Here is a 19938-nt window from a genome sequence, read left to right on the forward strand (position 1 = left end):
AGCTTACTGGCAAAGCGGCTGCCTTGTCGAGCCTACGCGCCGCCGCTGGCGAGCGGCGGCGGCCTGCCCCTAATTTATCGGAACAACGCTTGGCGTGATGAATACCGCCAGCTCGCTACGCTGGTCGCGATGCGCCCGATTGCGGAAAAGCGCGCCCAAAATTGGTATTTTGCCCAGGACAGGCACTCTGGTCACATCGTCCCGGTCATCGGACGCGTAAATTCCGCCGATCGACACCGTACCACCATCCTCGACTTCGACGCGCGTTTGCACGTGTTTGGTGTTGATCGCGGGTCCGGCGTCGGTCTGCTCGCCGACGCTGTCCTTGGCGACGTCGAGGTCCAGCACGACCCGGCCGTCCGGCATGATTTGCGGCTCGACCTCCAGTTTGAGCGTGGCCCGGCGAAACTGCACGCCCGACACGCCCTGTGCCACCTTGGCCTGATACGGTAGCTCGGTGCCCTGCTCGACCACCGCCTTCATGCGGTCGGCGGTGACGACCCGCGGGCTCGAGATGATTTTGCCGCGTCCCTCCGCTTCGAGCGCGCTCAACTGGATATTCAGCAGCCGCGTCGCGCCGGCGGCGAACAACGTGAGCCCGGCCGTGGCGGCGTCGAAACCGGAGATCGGCCGGGCCGACAGATCGTAGACGGTGCCGTCGGTGCCGCCGCTCAGACCTTTCGCCGTCCCGTCGGTACTCGTGGCAGCCAGCGAGAGCCGCACGCCGAGATTGCGCGAGAAGCCATGATCGCCCTCGACGATACGCGCTTCGATCAGCACTTGGCGAGTCGGCCGGTCGACGGCAGCGAGCAGCGCCGCGATCTGTTCGAGGCGCCCCGCGAGATCGGTCACGAACAGCAGATTGGTGCGCGGATCGGCGGTCACGGCGCCGCGTTTGGACAGCACGCGCTGCGTACCCGAGCCGGTCAGCAGGCGCCGCACGTCCTCGGCGTGCGCGTAATGCAGCTCGAAAGTGCGGCTCGCGAGCGGTTCGAGATCGGCGGCCCGCGCGTGCGCTTCGAAACGCTGCCGCTCGCGCGCGGCCAGATCCGCGACCGGTGCGACCCAGATCACGTTGCCGTGCCGCTCCATCGCGAGGTTGTTGACGTCGAGCAAGGTATCGAACGCGGTGCGCCACGGCACCTTGTCGAGCCGCAACGACACGGCGCCGCGCACTCGTTCGCTCGCGACGACGTTCAGCCCCGTGAACTCGGCAAACGCTTTGAGCACGGCGCCGAGTTCGGCGCGCTGGAAATTCAGCGAGATCGGTTTGTCGTCGGCGGCGAGGCCCGCGTCGGCTGCGCTTCTGGGTCCGTTACTCAGACGCACGCGCGGCGGCAACGGCACCGGCGGACCTTCGAGCACGCTGGCGGCGGCGCTATCGTCGCGAGCCGCAGCGAGCGACTGTTTTGCGCCCAGCGGCACGGAGCCTTCGGCGGCGGCGGCGAAATCGTCCGCGTTGGCGTTCTCGTTGGCCGACGGCGCGGCCGTTCGCGCGGCCGCGGGGTCCTCCGCTGGATCGTCGCGAAACGGATTCGGCACTTCCCCGAAAACGGCGCGCGGCAACGGGGCTGCGCCGTACGCGGGATCGGCAGACGCCACCGCGTCGTCGAGCGGCATGAAACTCGGCAACGGCGGCAGCAGCGGCTGCGGTGGCGTCGAAGCCTGCGCGGTGCCTGCGCCGAGCGCCGCACTAATGTAAAGGCCGATGTACGTTCGAACCCAAGGACGCGTGCGAACACCCGGAGATGCGTGAACACCGATGCGCGCACAAGTCGCAAGCGACGGCTTCGTCAGTCTTTCCGTCATGAAGCCTCCGCGAGTGCGAGCGTGCGTGTCGTATCGCCTCTCGCGAGCGTAATGCCGAGCGCGTCGAGCCGCGTCACGCGCTCGGCGCCCAACCGCTGCCCGGATGCGACGGTCGTCGCGCCGTCCGGCGTATCGAGCAAGGCCAGGCCGTGCGTGCGATCGCGCAGCACGCCGACCAGACGCAGTTGCGAGATATCGGGCATTTCGCCGGCTGCCCGCATCTGCGGTTGCGCGAACGGGTCGAAGAACACGATGTCCTCGTCGTCGTCCGCGTCGAGGCTCGCGTCGTCGAACGCGTGCGCGGCGTCATTCGAAGAAGCGGGCCGCAGCGCGCTGAACACCCGCAGCGTCGCCCTCACCGACAACGACGCGGCGTCCTGCTTGACGGACATATCGACGGGAACGATCAGCACTGGCATGTCCGACAGTCCGTGCAGAAACGCCATCAGGTGGACAAAGTCCGTGCGTGCGGTGAGCTGCAAAGGGCGCATGCGTTCCATGCCTTCGCCACTGGCCGCACCCGGCTCGAGCGCATATAAGGCGACGTTATTCGCGGCAGCCAATTCGGAAACGATGCGCACATCGTCTGCGGAACTCCACGAGGCAGCCGGCGACACCGCGGGGTTCGCCGTGGCTTTGCGGCGCAGCGAGGGCAACTGCGCAAGCGAGCGGCGCGCGTGCGCAAGACGCTGAGCGCTCGCGGCCAACGCCGCACGGCTCGTCTCGACGCCGCCAAGATCGGCGACGATCCAGCCGTGCGCGCCCAGCCCGAACACCAGCACGGCGATCAACAACGCGACCAGCCAGCGCCGGCGCAGGCTCCACGCAGCGAGCGGTAACCGCAACCGCCGGGTCCAATGACCAACAGAGAATTGGGTGTTGGCCACGCCGCCCGCCCCGGCAAAGATCGTACTCATTTCACACCTCCCGACCGTTCGGACTTCACAGGACGCGCCGCCGCAGATACCGCAACGTGGGCAGCTTTCGGCGCCGGCTCGTCCCAGCGCAGACGTGCGCCGAATTCGACCGGGCCGCTCACGCTTTCATCCGCGGGCGAGTTGCCGCGCGTCGTCGGGCGATGCAGGTCGCTCATCTCCGCGCCCTTCACGCCGCGGATCGCACTCAGGCGCTTGAGCCACTCGGCCGACGCCAAATGTCCGCGCGACGTCGCCAGCAACTCGGTTTCGTGCTCGCGCTGGCGTAGCTGCCGCAACACCACACCATCGCCGGGTTCGAAACTCAGTGTTTCGAGCAGATCGAGCAGATGCGCGAGCGGCTCGGACAAACTCGTCGCGCGTGCGGCATGCTTGCGCAACTCGTCTCGTTCGCGCAGCAAGGTAGCGTGTTCCGCGAGCGGCACAGTGAGTCCTGCCAGGGCGCGTTCGATCGACGCGCGCTGTGCATCGAGACGCGCCTTCCCGAATGCCTGCCAGCCGGCCAATGCGAGGACAGCGGCACAACCCGCGAGCACGGCAGCGCCCCATTCGCACGCACGACGCCGCCGCGCGAGCCGCACGTTGCGTTGCCGGTACGGCATTAGATTGAAACCGCCGAGCCACGGCCGCGTGAGACGCGCGGCACGCGACGAAACCGCCGCGCGCGAACCAGCCGCCCCTGAAAACGAAAGGCCGCCCGTCATTCGATCACCCCGCGCAACGCAAGCCCGAACGCGACCGCCCCGGCCGGCTCATGCAGCAGCTCGTCGCTCAGCGGCCGGACGAGCCCAGCCAGCACCGAGCACTCGAACGGCAACACCGTGCAGCCCAACACATCCGCGATATCGGCCAGCGTGAAACCCACACCGTCGAGCAGATCGACTTCGCCGCTCACCAATGCGCAGTCGAGTACTGGGCCATGCACGAGATCGCGCAACGCATCGGCGAGATCGGCATGCTCGGGCGCCGGATAACGCATTTCGCCTGCGATGGAGTCGTCCACGATGCGCCAGCCGTATACGCCGTCCGTGCCAATCCACAGCGCCACATACGGCTCGAGCGGATCGAGTTCGCGGCTCGCCGCGTAGCGCATTGCGCGCAGCGCCGCATGCGGCTCGCCATCGACGGCGGTGAGCGAGATGCCGGCCGTCGCCGCGCACTCCATGCGCGCTTCGAGATGCTGGCGCGCGGTGGCGGCGATCTTCACCGAGCGGATCGGCGACGGCGTCTCATCGACCGACCAGTCGACCGCCAATGCATGCCGCTCGATTCCCGCGATGCGCTCGGCCTCGCCCATCACCGCAGGCTCCAGTGCGGTTAATGCATGGCCGCCGTCGTCCGCGCAATGGCTTTGCGCAGCGAGCCGCGCGAGCGGCACCGTGGCGGTCGACGTGGCCGACGCGGGCACTGCCATCGCGCATCGCAACGCGTGCGCCGCACACGCACGCGGCAAACCGGCGAACGCGTCGCGCAACGCACGCGCCACCGCCTGGCGGTCGGCGATCTCCGAGCCGGCCATCGCACCGGCGGCAAGCGCGACGGTGCTGACATATTCGAGATGCAGCGCGCCGGGTGCGCGCGAGCGCTGACTTACCACGACGAGACGCACGTTTTGCGAACCGACATCGATTCCGGCGCCGAAACGCTGCCGCCCTGATCGCACTGCCTGAAGCCACGAATTTCTGAACCCCATCACGCCCTCCCTCTGACTCTCGCGACGAACCATTCGAACGCGAGTGACGAGGGAGAATTGTGCGTAGTCGCGCCGCCGCGCGACACTCAGCCGAATGGCTAACGTTGCGCAGCACACGCCCTGCGCGCGATCAAAGCGTCTACAGTGAAGTCATTCCCGCGCCGTATGCGCAGACCTGACAGCACGCCTCGTAAGTGAGCCGAAAGCTAAAAAGCGAGGCGGCTATAATCGCGGGACTGTTTTTTGGTGCACCTATGCAATCCACGTCTCCTACGTCCCCGCCGCCCGCGCCTCAGAAGCGCAAACGCCCGCTATGGCTCAAGCTCATCCTCGGCTTTTTCGGCCTGATCGTCGCGGGCATTCTGTGCGTGCTGCTGGTACTCGGTTATGCGCTCGTCGTCGCCACGCCGAATCTGCCCTCGCTCGATGCGCTGACCGACTATCGCCCGAAAGTGCCGCTGCGCATCTATACGGCCGACCACGTGCTGATCGGCGAATTCGGCGAAGAGCGGCGCGACATCGTGCACATCCAGGACGTGCCCGATAGTCTGAAGAAGGCGATCCTCGCGATCGAAGACGCGCGCTTCTACGATCACGGCGGCGTCGACCTCACCGGCATCGCGCGCGCCGGCTTCGTCGCGCTGACCAACGGCCACGCCACCCAGGGCGCCAGTACGATCACGATGCAGGTGGCGCGCAACTTCTTCCTGTCGAGCGAGAAGACCTATACGCGCAAGATCTACGAGATGCTGCTCGCGTACAAGATCGAGTCGAAGCTGACGAAAGATCAGATTCTCGAGGTGTACATGAATCAGATCTATCTCGGCCAGCGCGCGTATGGTTTCGCGAGCGCGGCGCGCGTGTACTTCGGCAAGGATCTGAAGGATCTGACACTGGCGGAGTCGGCGATGCTGGCCGGTCTGCCGAAGGCGCCGTCCGCGTATAACCCGGTGGTCAATCCGAAGCGCGCGAAGGTGCGTCAGGAATACATCCTTCAGCGCATGTATGAGCTGCACTACATCACGCAGGAACAATACGACGACGCCAGCAAACAGGTGCTCGTCGTCAAGGGCGCTGGCAAGGAATTCAGCGTGCACGCGGAGTACGTCGCGGAAATGGTGCGGCAAATGATGTACGCGCAGTATCGCGAAGAAGCGTACACGCGCGGCCTGAACGTCGTGACCACGATCGACTCGGCCGATCAGGACGTCGCCTACCGCGCGCTGCGCAAAGGGCTGATGGACTACGAACGCCGCCACGGCTACCGGGGTCCGGAGGCGTTCATCAATTTGCCGGCCGATGCCGGGGACCGCGAACAGGCGATCGACGACGCGCTGCTCGAACATCCGGACAACGGCGAGATCGTCGCGGCGGTCGTTACCGCGGCGAGCCCGAAGCAGGTGGAGGCCGCGTTCATCGACGGCAATGTCGCGACCATTCAGGGGGACGGCCTGCGCTTCGCGCAGTTCGCGCTCGGGCCACGCGCGCAGCCGAATCAGCGCGTGCGGCCCGGCGCGATCATCCGCCTCGCGAAGAACGACGACGGCGACTGGTCGATCACGCAACTACCGCAAGTGGAAGGCGCGTTCGTTTCGGTGATCCCGCAGGACGGTGCGATTCGCGCGCTGGTCGGCGGCTTCGATTTCAACAAGAACAAATTCAATCACGTGACCCAGGCTTGGCGTCAGCCGGGTTCGAGCTTCAAGCCGTTCATCTACTCGGCGTCGCTCGAAAAGGGACTCGGGCCGGCCACCATCATCAACGACGCACCGCTCTTTTTCAGCGCCGCCGAAACCGGCGGCCAGGCGTGGGAGCCGAAGAACTACGGCGGCGGCTTCGATGGTCCGATGACCATGCGCACCGCGCTGCAGAAGTCGAAGAACCTGGTGTCGATCCGCATCCTGAACCAGATCGGGCCGAAGTACGCGCAGCAGTACATCACGCGCTTCGGCTTCGATGCGGAGCGTCATCCCGCCTATCTGCCGATGGCGCTCGGCGCAGGTCTCGTCACACCGTTGCAGATGGCGGGCGCGTTCTCGGTGTTCGCGAACGGCGGCTACCGCGTCAATCCGTATCTGATCGCCGAAGTCACCGATCAGCGCGGCATCGTGGTGGCGCACGCGCAGCCGCTGGTGGCCGCGCAAAGCGCGCCGCACGCGATCGAGCCGCGCAACGCGTACGTGATGAACAGCCTGCTGCAGAGCGTCGCGCAACGCGGCACGGGCGCGAAAACCAATGTGCTCAAGCGTACCGATCTGGCCGGCAAGACGGGCACGACCAACGATTCGCGCGACGCGTGGTTCGCCGGTTATCAGCACACACTCACGGCGATCGCGTGGATCGGCTATGACAATCCGCGCAGTCTCGGCGACAAGGAAACCGGCGGCGGCCTCGCGTTGCCGGTGTGGATCGAGTACATGGGGCGCGCGCTCAAAGGCGTGCCGGAGTACAAGATGCCGCGCCCCGACGAGGTAACCGAAATCGGCTCGGAGCTTTACTTCGACGACTTCACGCCGGGGCACGGTTTCGTCGCGACAGTCGGCGTCAGTCAGGCGACGCTGGACGCCGAGGCGAGCGCGGCGGCGGCCGCACCCCAACAGGTCGGCGAACAGGAAAAGCAGGACATCATGAATCTGTTCCGCGGACACTGACGCGTTCTCAGGTGTCGCTGGAAAAAACAAAACCGCCGCGCTCAAAAGATGCGCGGCGGTTTTGTTTTGGGCGTCTGATTTGCGCTACGCAGCGCTTGCCCGGCGTTGCCGGGCATTCGAGCGCGTCAGCGCCAGCGCCAAACTCGACGCCATGTGGCTTACGCCGAGAAGCGAACCGGTTCACCAGCCTGCTGCGTCGCGTACTCCGACAGCGCGGCGAAAAACTCGGTGCCGCTGCGCGTATCGCGCCATTCACCATCGACGAAACGGAAATGAAAACCACCCGCTTTCGCGGCGATCCAGATCTCGCTCATCGGCGGTTGCAGGTTGACGATAATCTTCGAGCGATTCTCGAATTCGAGCGTCAGCACGTTGCCGCTGCGCTCGAGTTCGATGTCGGCGTCGGTGTCGTCCAGCGCGCGTTCGATGGCGGCTAGCGCGGCTTCCGCACGGGTCAGGTAATCACTATCGGACATGCTAAACTCCATCGATTATTTATTCAGGGACAGTCATGCGAGTCGTATCTCGGATGCGCGCGGCGGCGCCCGGCCGCGCGATTGTAGCGGGTTTAGCCATTCTCGCAGGTTGTGCACTCGGTGGTTCCCTAGCCGGTTGCGGGCAACGCGGTTCGCTCTATTTGCCGACCGTACCGCCGCTTCCTGCTCCGCCGGCTACCCGCACGCAAACTCCGCCGCCGGAGAACGCGCAACCCGCGTCGGAAAGCGCCACTGACCTGAGCACCGTGCCGGATACCTCGGGCACACCGCTCTCGCTGGCACCGGAAACCGAACTCGCCACGCCGCCCGCTTCCGCTGCATCCGGTACCGCCGCTCCGCTGCCTGCCTCCGCCGTCACCCCCGTTCAATAGACTTTCGCATGACTCGATCCGCATTTGACTACGTCGACGGCGTATTGCACGCCGAAGGCGTGTCCGCCGTCTCTCTCGCCGAACAGTTCGGCACGCCGCTGTACGTCTATTCGCGCGCCGCGCTCACGGAAGCGTGGAACGCGTATGCGGGCGCTTGCGCCAGCCGTCGCGCGAGCGTGCACGTGGCCGTCAAGGCCAACAGCAATCTCGCGGTGCTGAACGTGTTCGCACGTCTCGGCGCCGGCTTCGACATCGTGTCGGGCGGCGAACTGGCGCGCGTGCTCGCGGCCGGCGGCAAAGCGGAGAACACCGTGTTTTCCGGCGTGGGCAAGAATGCGCAAGAGATGCGCGACGCGCTCGCGGCGGGCGTCAAATGCTTCAACGTCGAATCGATTCCCGAGCTCGATCGCCTGAACGCGGTCGCGGCGGAAATGGGCAAGAAGGCACCGGTGTCGTTGCGCGTGAATCCGGACGTCGATGCGAAAACGCATCCGTACATCTCCACCGGGCTGAAGTCGAACAAGTTCGGCGTCGCCTTCGAAGACGCGCGCGCCACATATCGCGCCGCCGCGGCAATGGCAAATCTGGACGTGGTCGGTATCGACTGCCATATCGGTTCGCAGATCACCGAAGTCGCGCCTTATCTCGACGCGGTCGACAAGGTGCTGGAACTGGTCGAGCAGATCGAGCAGGACGGCGTGAAGATTCGCCACGTCGACGTAGGAGGCGGTCTCGGCATCACGTACGACGACGAAACGCCGCCGGAAATCGGCGAGTTCGTGCGCACCGTGCTCGATCGCATCGAAGCGCGCGGTCACGGCCATCGTGAAGTGTATTTCGAGCCGGGCCGTTCGCTGGTCGGCAATGCGGGTGTGCTGCTTACGCGTCTCGAGTTTCTGAAGCCGGGCGCTGAAAAGAACTTCGCCATCGTCGACGCGGCGATGACCGATCTCGCGCGCCCCGCGATGTACGAGGCGTATCACGCCATCGACCCCGTCATGAAGCGCGACGTGCCGGCTCATGTCTACGACGTGGTCGGCCCGGTTTGTGAAAGCGGCGACTGGCTCGGCCGCGAACGGCTGCTGGCCATCGAACCGGGCGATCTGCTCGCGATCCGCTCGGCCGGCGCTTACGGCTTCGTGATGAGCTCGAACTACAACACGCGTCCGCGTGCAGCCGAGGTGATGGTCGATGGTACACAGGTCCATGTGGCTCGCGCACGTGAAGAGGTCAAGCAGCTGTTTGCGGGCGAAGCCATCCTGCCGGCGTAAACGGTAGCGCCTGCGCCACAAGATAAGAAAGGGCGATGCCGGCGCGGCATCGCCTTTTCTGTTTACGCGCCGTAGCCGCGCACGCCGCGTGATCGTCAGCGCGCCGTCGCCCTTCGCTCACGCAGCCAGATAATCAACCGCCATCCCAGCAGCACGACCATGATCGCGCCGTAGATCTTCGGCAGCAGCAGATCGTGCTTGCCCGCCTTCATCCACCAGAAATGCAGAATCGCGAGCGCGCCAATCGCATAGATCGCGCGATGCAGGGTCTGCCAGCGGCGCCCGAGTTTGCGCACCATCGCGCGTGGCGACGTCACGGCCAACGCGATCAGCAACACGAAGGCGGCAAAGCCCACCGTGATGAACGGCCGCTTGCCGATGTCCTTGAGAATGGCAGCCACGTCGAACCACTTGTCGAACCAGAGGTAAGTGGTGAAATGCAGCGTCGCGTAAAAGAACGTGTAGAGGCCGAGCATGCGCCGAAAACGCACGAACGCTGCGACGCTCGTGACGCGGCGCAACGGCGTCACGGCCAGCGTGATGCAGAGAAAGACAAGCGTCCAGAGACCCGTCGAACGCGTGATGAATTCGATGGGATTCGCGCCGAGCCGGTCAGTCATGCCGAACAGCACGATGCGCGCAAGCGGATACCACGCTGCGATAAATACCGCGATTTTGGTCGGCACGATCCAGCGCGCGCCGCCGGCGGGCCGCTGCTTCGCCGTCGCTGCCGTCTTTGCCGCTGCGGCGGGCGTGGCAGCCGGCGCACGCGATGCGTTGCGTTCGGTCGGGACAACGGGTTGTGTATCGGAAGCCATCGTCGCGCCTTAGAAATTCTTCTTCAGGTCCATGCCTTGATAAAGTGACGCGACCTGATCCCCGTAGCCGTTGAACATCAGCGTCTTGCGCTTCGGCGTGAAGAAACCGTCTTCACCGATGCGCCGTTCGGTCGCCTGACTCCAGCGCGGATGATCGACATTCGGATTCACGTTCGAATAAAAACCGTATTCGCTCGATGCGTACGTGTTCCAGCTGGTCGGCGGCTGTTTGTCGAGAAAGCGGATCTTCACCAGCGACTTGGCGCTCTTGAACCCATACTTCCACGGCACCACGATGCGCACCGGCGCGCCGTTCTGATTCGGCAGAACCTGGCCGTAGAGACCCATCGTCAGCAGCGTGAGCGGGTTCATCGCTTCATCCATGCGCAGGCCTTCGGAATACGGCCAGTCGAGCACGGGCGTCGATAGCCCCGGCATTTGCGACGGATCGGCCAGCGTGATGAACTGCACGTATTTGGCATTGCCGGTCGGCTGCACGCGTTTGATCAGCTCCGCTAGCGGCACGCCGATCCACGGAATCACCATCGACCAGCCTTCGACGCAACGCAGCCGGTACACGCGCTCTTCGAGCGGCGCGAGCTTGAGCAGTTCGTCGATGTCGTACACCTTCGGATTCCTGATCTCACCCTCGACGCTCACCTTCCACGGATGCGGCCGCAGCGTCCCGGCGTTGTGCGCGGGATCGCCTTTGTCGGTGCCGAACTCGTAGAAGTTGTTGTATGTGGTGATGTCCTTGTACGGCGTGATACGGTCGAGCGCGACGAATCTGGTATTGGTCTTCGCCGCCAGTTTCTGCGCCTTCGGGTCCGGCGACGTGTAGGCGGCCTGCGCCTCGCCGCTGCCGCCGATCAGACCGCCGAGCGCCACCGCGCCAGCCGCCTGCAACACGCGCCGCCGGTTCTCGAAGACACGCTGCGGTGTTATCTCGCTGCGCGCAATGTCGTCACCGACGAGTTGCCTTCTGTCGCTTCGTTTGATCCACATCGTGCTGCTCCTTCGCCCCTTCGGTCTGTGCATCTTACGGGGCCATATTGATGATCGCTCGTCCGGACCTGCATCCGCTCACCCGTAGGTACTGTGAGGACGAACACATTGGATGCAGCAAACATTCCGCCAGTCGTAAAAAAACCGCCGGTGCGAAAACACGCGGCGGTTTCTTGTCCATCCAAAGCGGCGGATCTTACAGCTTGCCGTAGCTATGCAGCCCCGACAGGAACATGTTGACGCCGAGAAACGCGAACGTCGTCACCAGCAGGCCGGTCAGCGCCCACCAGGCCGCGACCGCGCCGCGCAGCCCCTTCATCAGGCGCATGTGCAGCCAGGCGGCATAGTTCAGCCAGACGATCAGCGCCCACGTTTCCTTCGGATCCCAGCTCCAGTAGCCACCCCACGCTTCCGCGGCCCACAGCGCGCCGAGAATCGTTGCAATCGTGAAGAACGCGAAGCCGACGGCGATCGACTTGTACATCACGTCGTCAAGCACGTCGAGCGCCGGCAGGCGGTCGGCCAGCACGCCGCGCTCTTTCGCCAGATATGCGACGGCGACCATCGCCGACAGCGCAAAACTGCCATAGCCGATGAAGTTGGCGGGCACGTGAATCTTCATCCACCAGCTTTGGAGCGCGGGGACCAGCGGCTGGATCTGCTGCGCGTCGCGCGCGACCGAGTACCACATCAGGAAGCCGACGGCGGCGCTGATTACCAGCAGCACGAACGCGCCGAGCGCACGGGTGTTGTAATGCTGCTCGTAGTACAGATAGAACAGCGCGGTGATCAGGCTGAACAGCACGAATACTTCGTACAGATTCGAGATGGGAATATGGCCGACGTCTGCACCGATCAGATACGACTCGTACCAGCGCACCATCAGACCGACGAAGCCCATCACCACGGCAGCCCAGGTCATCTTCGAGCCGATCGCCGCGCCGGTCGCCGAGCGCGACAGCAGGCCGATCCAGTAGAACACGGTGGCGAACACGAAGAGCGCGCTCATCCACAGAATCGCGGACTGGCTCGACAGGAAATATTTGAGGAAGAACTCATTGTCTGCACGGCTCAGATCGCCCTGGTAGATCTGGATCGCCAATAGCGACAGCGCCGCGATCCCGACCATCAACGGACGCACCGGCTTCCAGCGCCAGCCGAGCACGACGAAGACGGGCACCGCGCACACCAGCACCAGTTTGTCGTAGTAGTTCATGAACGGGTGATAGCGCGACAGCGCGAACCCGGCGCCCGCGACCATCGCGATGGCGAACAGCCAGTCGACGATACCGAGTCGCTTCAGAAACGGACGCTCGTCATACTGCGCGACGTTGAGCGTTTCGCCCGCGAACACCCTGTCGGGCCGCGACGCTGAAGAGGAGGAGGAAACCTGAGTCAAGTCCATGATCTTACCGGGTCGAGTCTTGTGAGCTGGCGGACGGCGGGTCGGCGTCGCGTGGCTTGCCGGCGGCGTCGGATGTTTCGCTGAGCTTCGCGCCCAGCGCCGCGCCTACGGCGTCGCGCGTCTGCACGAACTCTTTTTCGAAGTCGAGCGTTTTACGCGCGCTCGACATCGCCATCACGACATTCGTGCCGTGATCGGTATCTTTGAGCCAGAACCAGAGGCGCCGTTCGCGGACGTAGAACATCGAAAAGATGCCCAACACGAGGAGCAGGCTGCCAAGATACACGACTTTTTTGCCCGGCGCGCGCGTCAACTGAAATACCGAAGCTTGCACCTGCTTGAAGGAGTCAAGCTGCAAATAGACCGGCGATCCATACAGAAAGCTGTCGGATATTGCGTTGATCGAACTCTGGACGAAGCGGCTCGCCTCCGCACTGGCCTGCGCCTCGGGCTCGCCGAGCCGCTCGCGCGACAGTTGCCACAAGTCCCACGTCGCGCCTTCCAGCATGCGCAGCAGCAGTCCAGCGGCCTTTTCCTGCTCGCCCTTCGGCACCGAATGGTCGATAAAACCGGCAATCGCCTGGAAGCCGCCGACCGGCTGGCCGTTGGGCAGCTTGATGGCGCTGTCCGCGCCGGCAAAAAGGGTCAGCACACGTGAGGCGCTTTCTTCGAGATGCTGCTGCAGTTCGGCGTTCGAACCCGGCACCGAGCGCAGCGCGAAGCGATGCGCGGCCTTGGCGCGCATGGCCGGATCCGCGAGCGTCGCGCGCAGGTTCATCCATTCCTTGACCGTGCCGCCGGTGTCGGCGGGAATGCGCAGGTAGCGGAACGGATCGTCCGGATTCAGGCGCATGCCGGCGAGGAACATCTTCTCGCCCGCGACGTCCACCGGCAGCATGTAGTTGTTGTACTCGCGCGCCTGGCCATCCTTGTCGCGCACCTTGTACTGCACCGACGGGCCGACGTTATGCAGGTCGAGCGGCTTCGAACTCTTCGCGCCGGAGCCGAGGCGCTCGTCAAACGCCTCTTTCAGCGAACGGTGCGCGGCGACGCCGCGGGCATCGTTCTGGCCACTGCCGTTCGAGATGTTTTCGACGTTAATCGCTCGGAAATCGGTGAATTCGACCGTCTGGCCGTCGGCGAGCGGCGTGGCCGTGCTGAGCGGCGCGTTGCCGCCGATCGTGCCGCCGAACGGCGCGGTCTTCGCGCTCGTGCCGGACATCGGATAGGCGGTCATCTGCATCTGCGAGCCGCCGTCCTGAAAGCTCGACTGGTAGATCGACACGCCGTCATAGGTGAACGGCTTGTTCACCTCGACGCGCGCCGGCACACGCGCGCCCGATTTATGATCGACCACGACGATATCGCTCGCGAACAGTTTCGGCATGCCGGTCGAGTAGTAATCGACGATGAACTTGTTCAGCTCGATCGAGAACGGCAGGTCCTGGATCAACGAGCCGTCCGGCTGGTTCAGGATTGCGGTCGACACGTGCTGCCCTTCCGGCACCCACGCGTAGCCACGGAACGTCGGGTTCGACTGCGACAGGCGATGTTCCGGCGGGATGTCGTTGATCACCGTGTTGGCGCGGATCGGCGATTTGTCGAACAGCCACATTTGTAGCTTGATCGGCAGATTGCTGTCGAGCAGGCCGCCGAGGCAGATCACGACGATCGCGATGTGAGCGGAGATATAGCCGAACCTGGTCAACGCGCCGCGCTTGGCCGCGATCAGCGTCGCGCCGTCGGACTCACGCGTGACGAATTTGTAGCCGAGTCGCGCCGACAGTTTGGCAAGCAGCGCCGAGGTCTGCGCGCGCGTGTCGTGCACCGCGAACTCGCCCTTGTGGTGGAACGCGCGCAGGCTGCCTTCGCGGACTTTATCTTTCCAGCTCCTCGCGTCGGCGAGCATCTTCGGCGCATTGCGGATCACGCACAGCGACACCGACACCATCAGGAAGCCGAGGATCAGCATGAACCACCACGAGCTGTACACCGTGTACAGGCTCAGCGAGCGGAAGATGTCCGCCCAGAACGGGCCGAACTGATTGACGTAGTTGGGATACGGATCGTCCTGTGTGAGGACGGTGCCGATGATGCTGGCGATCGACAGAATCACGAGCAGCGCAATGGCGAAACGCATCGAACTCAAGACTTCGACGACGCTGCGCAAGACGCGATTGCCCGACTTCGACTGCAAACCCGACGTGGTGACGCTCATTCAAACTCCGACTGAACAGCAAAAAAGGGTGAAGGGCTGTCGTACGCGCGACGCCCTCACCCTTTTCTTGTTTGTACCGGCCTCGCCGGACCGGTTGCGCTTGCGAGCGGACTTCTTAACGCAAGCCCGCGATGTAATCGGCTACAGCCTTGATCTCGCTGTCCGACAGACGCGATGCAATGGTATGCATCGCCTCGTTGTTGTTGCGTGCGCCAGGCCCTTGCGTGAACGCGGCCAACTGCGCCACTGAGTATTCCGCCCATTGACCCGACATACGCGGGAATTGCGATGGGATCCCCTGACCGGTCGGCCCATGGCAGCTCGCGCATGCCGGCACGCCCTTGTCGGCGATCCCGCCTCGATAAATTCTCTGACCGAGCGCGACAGTGTCCTTGTTATGCGCATAGCCGGGCTTCGGGGTCTGCGACGCGAAATAAGCGGCGACGTTGACCATGTCCTGTTCGGAGAGCGCCGCGGCCATACCCGCCATGATCGCATTGTTGCGCGCGGGCTGCTTCGCGCCCGGCTGAATCTTGAAATCCTGCAGTTGCTTGACGAGATACTCGGGATGCTGGCCCGCCAGCTTCGGATAGGCACCGCCGGCACTGTTGCCGTCCGCGCCGTGACACGACGCGCATACCTGCACTGCGATTGCCTGCCCCCGATTGACGTCCGGCTTCGCCGGATCTGCTGCTCGTGCCTGAATTGCCAAACCTGAAAGACCTGCCGCTACATGAAGCACCATCAGAGTCTTGCTCAGTCGATTCATTCGCACACCCTGTCTCGTCTTGTGGGATTTTAGAGGTTTTGCAAAATACGACGGCGACCGAGTGACCGCCAGGAGCCGCCAAGGCACGCGGGCTGGCCTCCCTCAAGTTTTCAGTAAACCATCGTATTGTACAATAACTCGCTAATCGCTAAGACGCCAGTCGGGCTTGACCCGTCCCCACTCCGGGTTCCCCGGCGTCTCGAATCCTGGCCTGATCATGTCCTTCCTGCTCCACCAATCCCGCTTTTTCACGACCGTCAATCATCTGCGCGATCTGCCGGCCACCTCGCAACCCGAGATCGCCTTCGCGGGACGCTCGAACGCGGGCAAGTCGACGGCCATCAATATCCTGTGCAATCAGAAGCGCCTCGCCTTCGCCAGTAAAACGCCGGGCCGCACGCAGCACATCAATTACTTTTCGGTGGGCAAGGCGGACGAGCCGACCGCGCATCTGGTCGACCTGCCGGGCTACGGTTATGCGGAAGTGCCGAGCGCAGCCAAGGCTCACTGGGAAGCGCTGCTGTCCACGTATCTGCAATCGCGCTCGCAATTGCGCGGCATGATCCTGATGATGGACTCGCGCCGCCCGCTGACCGAACTGGACCGCCGCATGATCGAGTGGTTCGCGCCCACCGGCAAGCCGATCCACACGCTGCTCACGAAATGCGACAAATTGACGCGACAGGAAAGCGTAAACGCCTTGCGCGCCACGCAGAAAGGGCTGGAGGAATATCGCACCGCCGGCTACCAGGGCGAGCTGACCGCTCAACTGTTCTCGGCGCTCAAGCGCGTCGGGATCGACGAAGCGCACGCGTTGATCGAAAGCTGGCTGATTCCCGATGCGAAGGGCGAAACGGACGGCGCGCAGTAAGTTCGGTCGCCGGCTCGGATAGGGCAAAAGTGCCAAATCCGGCTGCGCATAAAAAAACCCGCCGCTTAAACGGCGGGTCAAACAGCCTAATCGAAAAAACGACAGGCACCCGCTCAGGGAGGAGAAGCGGGGAGGTCAGCGCAAGGCGCCTTGCTCGATCGGTATGATATACCATTGTCTCGAAAAGTTTCCGGGAGCGGAGGCAGGCGTTACTTGTCCACTCCACACATCCACGACCTTCGATCCGATATGAGCTTCTACCCGCATTACCGTCCGCGCCGTATGCGCCGTGACGACTTCTCGCGTCGCATGATGCGCGAAAACATCCTCACCACCAACGATCTGATCTACCCCGTGTTCATCGTCGAAGGCACCGACGTGCGGCAAGCCGTACCGTCGATGCCGGGCGTCGAGCGCGTGTCGGTCGATCTGTTGATGGGCGTCGCCGAGCAATGCGTCCAACTGGGCGTGCCCGTGCTGTCGCTGTTCCCCGCGATCGAGCCGTCGCTGAAGACCCCCGATGGCCGCGAGGCGACCAATCCGGCCGGCCTGATCCCGCGCGCGGTTCGTGAACTGAAGAAGAATTTCCCGGAACTCGGTGTGCTCACCGACGTCGCACTCGATCCGTACACGAGCCACGGCCAGGACGGCGTGCTCGACGAAACCGGTTATGTGATCAACGACGAGACCGTCGAGATTCTCGTCGAGCAGGCACGTGCGCAGGCTGAAGCGGGCGTCGATATCGTCGCGCCGTCGGACATGATGGACGGCCGTATCGGCGCGATCCGCGAAATGCTCGAGAGCGAGGACCACATCCATACGCGCATCATGGCTTACGCGGCCAAGTTCGCGTCGGCGTTCTACGGCCCGTTCCGCGACGCCGTCGGTTCCGCGACGAACCTCGGCAAGAGCAACAAGATGACGTACCAGATGGACCCGGCCAACTCGAACGAAGCGCTGCGCGAAGTGCAAGCGGACATCGACGAAGGCGCGGACATGGTGATGGTCAAGCCGGGCATGCCGTATCTGGACATCGTGCGTCGCGTCAAGGATGAGTTCCAATTCCCGACTTACGTGTACCAGGTCAGCGGCGAATACGCGATGCTGAAGGCCGCCGCACAAAACGGCTGGCTCGATCACGACAAAGCCATGATGGAATCGCTGCTGGCGTTCAAGCGGGCCGGCGCGGATGGCGTGTTGACGTACTTCGCGCTGGATGCCGCGCGGATTCTGCGTTCGCAGAAGTAAGCTGACGGGCCGCCGGTTGGCGGCGGCCTGGATTGTTCAGGCGCTATGCGAAACGGAGGCGGGCCCTTTCAGGCGTGGCTCCGTTTTCTATGTCGGGATGTCGATTACGTCAGTTCGGCTGTTCTGGGATCAGTGTCGTTGCCGCCATTTCCCGATGTCAGGGCGCGTTACGCTCCCGGTGTGCCCGCGCGATCCAGCGTGCGCAAGAATTTATCCGCCGACTCATATCCCACGACGCGCAACACTTCCTTGCCGCCCTGATCGAAAAAGATGATCCCCGGCGGCCCGAACAGGCTGAAGCGCTTGAGCAACGCCTGATCGTCGACGTTGTTTGCAGTGACGTCGGCACGCAGCAGGTTCATCTGCTTTAATTTCGCCTGAACGCGCGGGTCGCTGAAGGTGAATTTCTCCATCTCCTTGCAACTCACGCACCAGTCCGCATAAAAATCGAGCATGGCGGGCTGTGCAGCCGTTTTGACGGCCTGGTCGAGTTCACTCGATGAACGGACCGTGGCAAACATCAGAGCGCCTTGCGCCGCCGAGCCCACCTTGCTGGAGCCATTCGCGGTGCCGACCTCTGCGTCGCGCGCAGCCAACACGGCGAGCGGCCGCAGGGGATCTGATGATCCCGCAGCCAGACCGACCAGCAGCACCGCCGCCCAGACTGCCAGCGCCGTACCGATTCCGCGGCCCAACCGCTGCCATACGGACCCGCCGACAACCGGCCCGGAAAATAACCCAAGCGAAACCGCCGCGATCAGCAACCAAAGCGCGCTCAAGAGCATCGTCGCAGCCGCGCCAAGCACGGGCCAAACGATCCACAGCGCCGCCGCAAGCAGCACGACGCCGAAGAAGACCTTGACGCCATCCATCCATGCGCCCGCACGCGGCAGCAGCGTGCCGGCTCCAAGTCCGACGATCAGGAGCGGCACACCGAGCCCGAGTCCCATCGAAAACAGCGCGGCGCCCCCAAGCACGGCATCGCCGGTATGCGCGATGAATGCCAGGACGGCAAAAAGCGGCGCGGTCATACACGCGCCGACCACCAGCGCAGACAGCGCGCCCATTACGGCGACGGCGGCGAATTTCCCGCCCGAGCGCCCACGCGATGCACGCGACACCCCCTCCTGCCAGCGCTGCGGCAGCGCGATGTCGAAACCGGCGATCAGCGTCAGCGCGAAAATCGTCAGCAGGACGCCGAATGCGCCGAGTACCCACGGGTTTTGAAGCCATGCTCCGAGGCTCTGTCCGAGCAGCGCCGCCGCCACGCCCAGTGCGGTGTACACGAGCGCCATGCCGATCACGTAGGCGAGCGATAACGCGAAACCGCGGGCACGCATCACCCGCGCGCCTTCACCGATGATGATCGCCGACAGGATCGGGATCATCGGATACGAGCACGGCAGGAGGCTGAGTACGGCGCCCGCGACGAAATAGAGCCCGACGATCGCCAGCAGGCCACCGCGCTGCAGCAGCGACTGCGCGTAGTCGGCGCTGGTGGCGCGCTCGTACCAAGGCTCGTCGACCGCCGTGGATTGCTGCGAGGCCGTCGTGGCGGCCGCCGCGCTGCCGGCGGGCTGCAAGGCTTCGCCGCTCACGCGGTACACACGCTCCATCGGCGGATAGCAAATGCCGGCATCAGCGCAGCCCTGCGACGTGACCGCCAGATCGAACGGTCCCTTCGCTTGCGTGACGGGGATGCGGATCGTAAGCTCGTTGCGGTAAGTCTCCACGTCCTTGTTGAACGTCTGATCGAACTTCACGTGGCCAGCCGGCAACTGCGGCTCGCCAATCGTGGCCGCGCCGTTCCGGGTCGCAAAAGCGAAACGCTCGCGGTACATGTAATAGCCGTCGGCGATCTTGTATGTCACGACGACTTCACCGGCCTTCTCGCTCGCCCTGAATTGGAACGCGACGGCTGGATCCAGAAAGTCGTCAGCGGCGCGGGCGGGCGTGGCGAACTGCGCGAGGATTACGCAACCGAGCAGGAAAAATACGATGCGCAGCGCATGACGCGCGCGCCGGTCGAGACCGTTAAACATGGAGAGGACGTTGGGTTTCAGCAGTGATCCACTGGCCGTACGCGGCCGTAGCCGTCGCTTGCCACGAGAGGATTTCCGGCGTGTCGTAGGGATGGTGAGCCTGGATGTACTGCTCGAGTTCAAGAGCACGTAAGGCGCTCGTCTTGAACAGCAACTGGATCTCCTGCGCGGTTTCGATTTTGCCCTGCCAGTGATAGCTCGACTGCACGCTGCCTAGCTGCGTGACGCACGCGCATAAACGCGCGGCCAGCGCATCTGCGGCGAGCTTCTGAGCGACGGCCACATCCGGCACCGTGGTCAGAATCAGGATCACATTCACACTCACAAAAGGCTCC

The 19938-nt window shown here is 64.0% G+C and carries 17 protein-coding genes; 5 read left to right on the plus strand and 12 right to left on the minus strand.

What is annotated here, in order from left to right; all coding sequences use genetic code 11:
• Positions 1–69: 69 nt before the first annotated feature.
• From pilQ to pilM, 4 genes are read right to left on the minus strand one after another with little or no spacing between them, the layout of a single operon-like run.
• Positions 70–1809, minus strand: coding sequence for a type IV pilus secretin PilQ (gene pilQ, locus B0G69_RS04755; RefSeq protein ID WP_121315877.1), 1740 nt, complete (start codon positions 1807–1809; stop codon positions 70–72).
• Complete coding sequence (locus B0G69_RS04760) at positions 1806–2726, minus strand: hypothetical protein (protein WP_121315878.1); 921 nt, start codon at positions 2724–2726, stop codon at positions 1806–1808. The genes pilQ and B0G69_RS04760 overlap by 4 nt, the downstream gene beginning before the upstream one ends.
• Positions 2723–3448: a fimbrial assembly protein gene (locus B0G69_RS04765; protein WP_121315879.1), complete on the minus strand. Its 726-nt coding sequence runs from the start codon at positions 3446–3448 to the stop codon at positions 2723–2725. Before B0G69_RS04765 ends, B0G69_RS04760 begins: the two co-directional genes overlap by 4 nt.
• On the minus strand, positions 3445–4437 hold the full coding sequence (pilM, locus tag B0G69_RS04770; RefSeq protein WP_121315880.1) for a pilus assembly protein PilM: 993 nt from the start codon (positions 4435–4437) through the stop codon (positions 3445–3447). The genes B0G69_RS04765 and pilM overlap by 4 nt, the downstream gene beginning before the upstream one ends.
• Positions 4438–4691: 254 nt before the next feature.
• Here pilM and B0G69_RS04775 point away from each other — a divergent pair, with 254 nt between their 5' ends.
• Complete coding sequence (locus tag B0G69_RS04775) at positions 4692–7088, plus strand: penicillin-binding protein 1A (protein WP_121315881.1); 2397 nt, start codon at positions 4692–4694, stop codon at positions 7086–7088.
• A 158-nt stretch (positions 7089–7246) separates the two neighbouring features.
• Here the strand turns inward: B0G69_RS04775 and cyaY are convergent, their stop codons facing one another.
• Positions 7247–7564, minus strand: coding sequence for an iron donor protein CyaY (gene cyaY / locus B0G69_RS04780; protein WP_121315882.1), 318 nt, complete (start codon positions 7562–7564; stop codon positions 7247–7249).
• Between the two features lie 35 nt (positions 7565–7599).
• Here cyaY and B0G69_RS04785 point away from each other — a divergent pair, with 35 nt between their 5' ends.
• Together B0G69_RS04785 and lysA are read left to right on the plus strand one after the other, a co-directional pair.
• Positions 7600–7956: a lipoprotein gene (locus B0G69_RS04785; protein WP_121315883.1), complete on the plus strand. Its 357-nt coding sequence runs from the start codon at positions 7600–7602 to the stop codon at positions 7954–7956.
• A gap of 8 nt (positions 7957–7964) precedes the next feature.
• Positions 7965–9227 carry a diaminopimelate decarboxylase gene (gene lysA / locus B0G69_RS04790; protein WP_121315884.1) on the plus strand — a complete coding sequence of 421 codons (1263 nt, stop codon included), beginning with the start codon at positions 7965–7967 and terminating at the stop codon, positions 9225–9227.
• A gap of 95 nt (positions 9228–9322) precedes the next feature.
• Here lysA and msrQ read toward each other — a convergent pair whose 3' ends face one another.
• The 5 genes from msrQ to B0G69_RS04815 all read right to left on the minus strand — a co-directional run bounded on the left by msrQ (position 9323) and on the right by B0G69_RS04815 (position 15442).
• Entirely contained in the window at positions 9323–10045 is a 723-nt protein-coding gene (msrQ, locus tag B0G69_RS04795; RefSeq protein WP_121315885.1) for a protein-methionine-sulfoxide reductase heme-binding subunit MsrQ, read from the minus strand.
• 9 nt (positions 10046–10054) lie between these two features.
• Positions 10055–11050, minus strand: coding sequence for a protein-methionine-sulfoxide reductase catalytic subunit MsrP (gene msrP / locus B0G69_RS04800; protein ID WP_121315886.1), 996 nt, complete (start codon positions 11048–11050; stop codon positions 10055–10057).
• A gap of 196 nt (positions 11051–11246) precedes the next feature.
• A complete protein-coding gene (ccsB, locus tag B0G69_RS04805; protein ID WP_121315887.1) occupies positions 11247–12455 on the minus strand; it encodes a c-type cytochrome biogenesis protein CcsB in 1209 nt (402 codons plus the stop codon).
• Between the two features lie 4 nt (positions 12456–12459).
• Positions 12460–14673, minus strand: coding sequence for a cytochrome c biogenesis protein ResB (locus B0G69_RS04810; RefSeq protein WP_121315888.1), 2214 nt, complete (start codon positions 14671–14673; stop codon positions 12460–12462).
• A 115-nt stretch (positions 14674–14788) separates the two neighbouring features.
• The gene (locus tag B0G69_RS04815; protein ID WP_121315889.1) at positions 14789–15442 is read right to left on the minus strand and encodes a c-type cytochrome; all 654 of its coding nucleotides are present in this window, start codon (positions 15440–15442) and stop codon (positions 14789–14791) included.
• 217 nt (positions 15443–15659) lie between these two features.
• On the opposite strand from B0G69_RS04815, the gene yihA reads away from it, so the two are divergent.
• Both yihA and hemB read left to right on the plus strand, forming a co-directional pair.
• A complete protein-coding gene (yihA, locus tag B0G69_RS04820; RefSeq protein WP_121315890.1) occupies positions 15660–16313 on the plus strand; it encodes a ribosome biogenesis GTP-binding protein YihA/YsxC in 654 nt (217 codons plus the stop codon).
• 249 nt (positions 16314–16562) lie between these two features.
• Positions 16563–17561 carry a porphobilinogen synthase gene (hemB, locus tag B0G69_RS04825; protein ID WP_121315891.1) on the plus strand — a complete coding sequence of 333 codons (999 nt, stop codon included), beginning with the start codon at positions 16563–16565 and terminating at the stop codon, positions 17559–17561.
• A gap of 167 nt (positions 17562–17728) precedes the next feature.
• On the opposite strand, the gene dsbD is transcribed toward hemB, so the two are convergent.
• Both dsbD and cutA read right to left on the minus strand, forming a co-directional pair.
• Entirely contained in the window at positions 17729–19603 is a 1875-nt protein-coding gene (gene dsbD / locus B0G69_RS04830) for a protein-disulfide reductase DsbD (protein WP_121315892.1), read from the minus strand.
• Positions 19596–19922: a divalent-cation tolerance protein CutA gene (cutA, locus tag B0G69_RS04835; RefSeq protein WP_199731249.1), complete on the minus strand. Its 327-nt coding sequence runs from the start codon at positions 19920–19922 to the stop codon at positions 19596–19598. Before cutA ends, dsbD begins: the two co-directional genes overlap by 8 nt.
• Between the last annotated feature and the right edge of the window lie 16 nt (positions 19923–19938).

This window comes from Paraburkholderia sp. RAU2J (genome assembly GCF_003634845.1).
In the GTDB taxonomy this organism is placed as follows: Bacteria; Pseudomonadota; Gammaproteobacteria; order Burkholderiales; family Burkholderiaceae; genus Paraburkholderia; species Paraburkholderia fynbosensis.

Excerpts from the sequence above, each read along its gene's own strand:
- msrP (WP_121315886.1), bottom strand. The coding sequence starts at position 11,050 with ATGTGGATCAAACGAAGCGACAGAAGGCAACTCGTCGGTGACGACATT.
- B0G69_RS04810 (WP_121315888.1), bottom strand. The coding sequence starts at position 14,673 with ATGAGCGTCACCACGTCGGGTTTGCAGTCGAAGTCGGGCAATCGCGTC.
- B0G69_RS04785 (WP_121315883.1), top strand. The coding sequence starts at position 7,600 with ATGCGAGTCGTATCTCGGATGCGCGCGGCGGCGCCCGGCCGCGCGATT.
- B0G69_RS04815 (WP_121315889.1), bottom strand. The coding sequence starts at position 15,442 with ATGAATCGACTGAGCAAGACTCTGATGGTGCTTCATGTAGCGGCAGGT.
- msrQ (WP_121315885.1), bottom strand. The coding sequence starts at position 10,045 with ATGGCTTCCGATACACAACCCGTTGTCCCGACCGAACGCAACGCATCG.
- B0G69_RS04775 (WP_121315881.1), top strand. The coding sequence starts at position 4,692 with ATGCAATCCACGTCTCCTACGTCCCCGCCGCCCGCGCCTCAGAAGCGC.
- B0G69_RS04765 (WP_121315879.1), bottom strand. The coding sequence starts at position 3,448 with ATGACGGGCGGCCTTTCGTTTTCAGGGGCGGCTGGTTCGCGCGCGGCG.
- yihA (WP_121315890.1), top strand. The coding sequence starts at position 15,660 with ATGTCCTTCCTGCTCCACCAATCCCGCTTTTTCACGACCGTCAATCAT.
- pilM (WP_121315880.1), bottom strand. The coding sequence starts at position 4,437 with ATGGGGTTCAGAAATTCGTGGCTTCAGGCAGTGCGATCAGGGCGGCAG.
- dsbD (WP_121315892.1), bottom strand. The coding sequence starts at position 19,603 with ATGTTTAACGGTCTCGACCGGCGCGCGCGTCATGCGCTGCGCATCGTA.
- hemB (WP_121315891.1), top strand. The coding sequence starts at position 16,563 with ATGAGCTTCTACCCGCATTACCGTCCGCGCCGTATGCGCCGTGACGAC.
- pilQ (WP_121315877.1), bottom strand. The coding sequence starts at position 1,809 with ATGACGGAAAGACTGACGAAGCCGTCGCTTGCGACTTGTGCGCGCATC.
- ccsB (WP_121315887.1), bottom strand. The coding sequence starts at position 12,455 with ATGGACTTGACTCAGGTTTCCTCCTCCTCTTCAGCGTCGCGGCCCGAC.
- cyaY (WP_121315882.1), bottom strand. The coding sequence starts at position 7,564 with ATGTCCGATAGTGATTACCTGACCCGTGCGGAAGCCGCGCTAGCCGCC.
- B0G69_RS04760 (WP_121315878.1), bottom strand. The coding sequence starts at position 2,726 with ATGAGTACGATCTTTGCCGGGGCGGGCGGCGTGGCCAACACCCAATTC.
- lysA (WP_121315884.1), top strand. The coding sequence starts at position 7,965 with ATGACTCGATCCGCATTTGACTACGTCGACGGCGTATTGCACGCCGAA.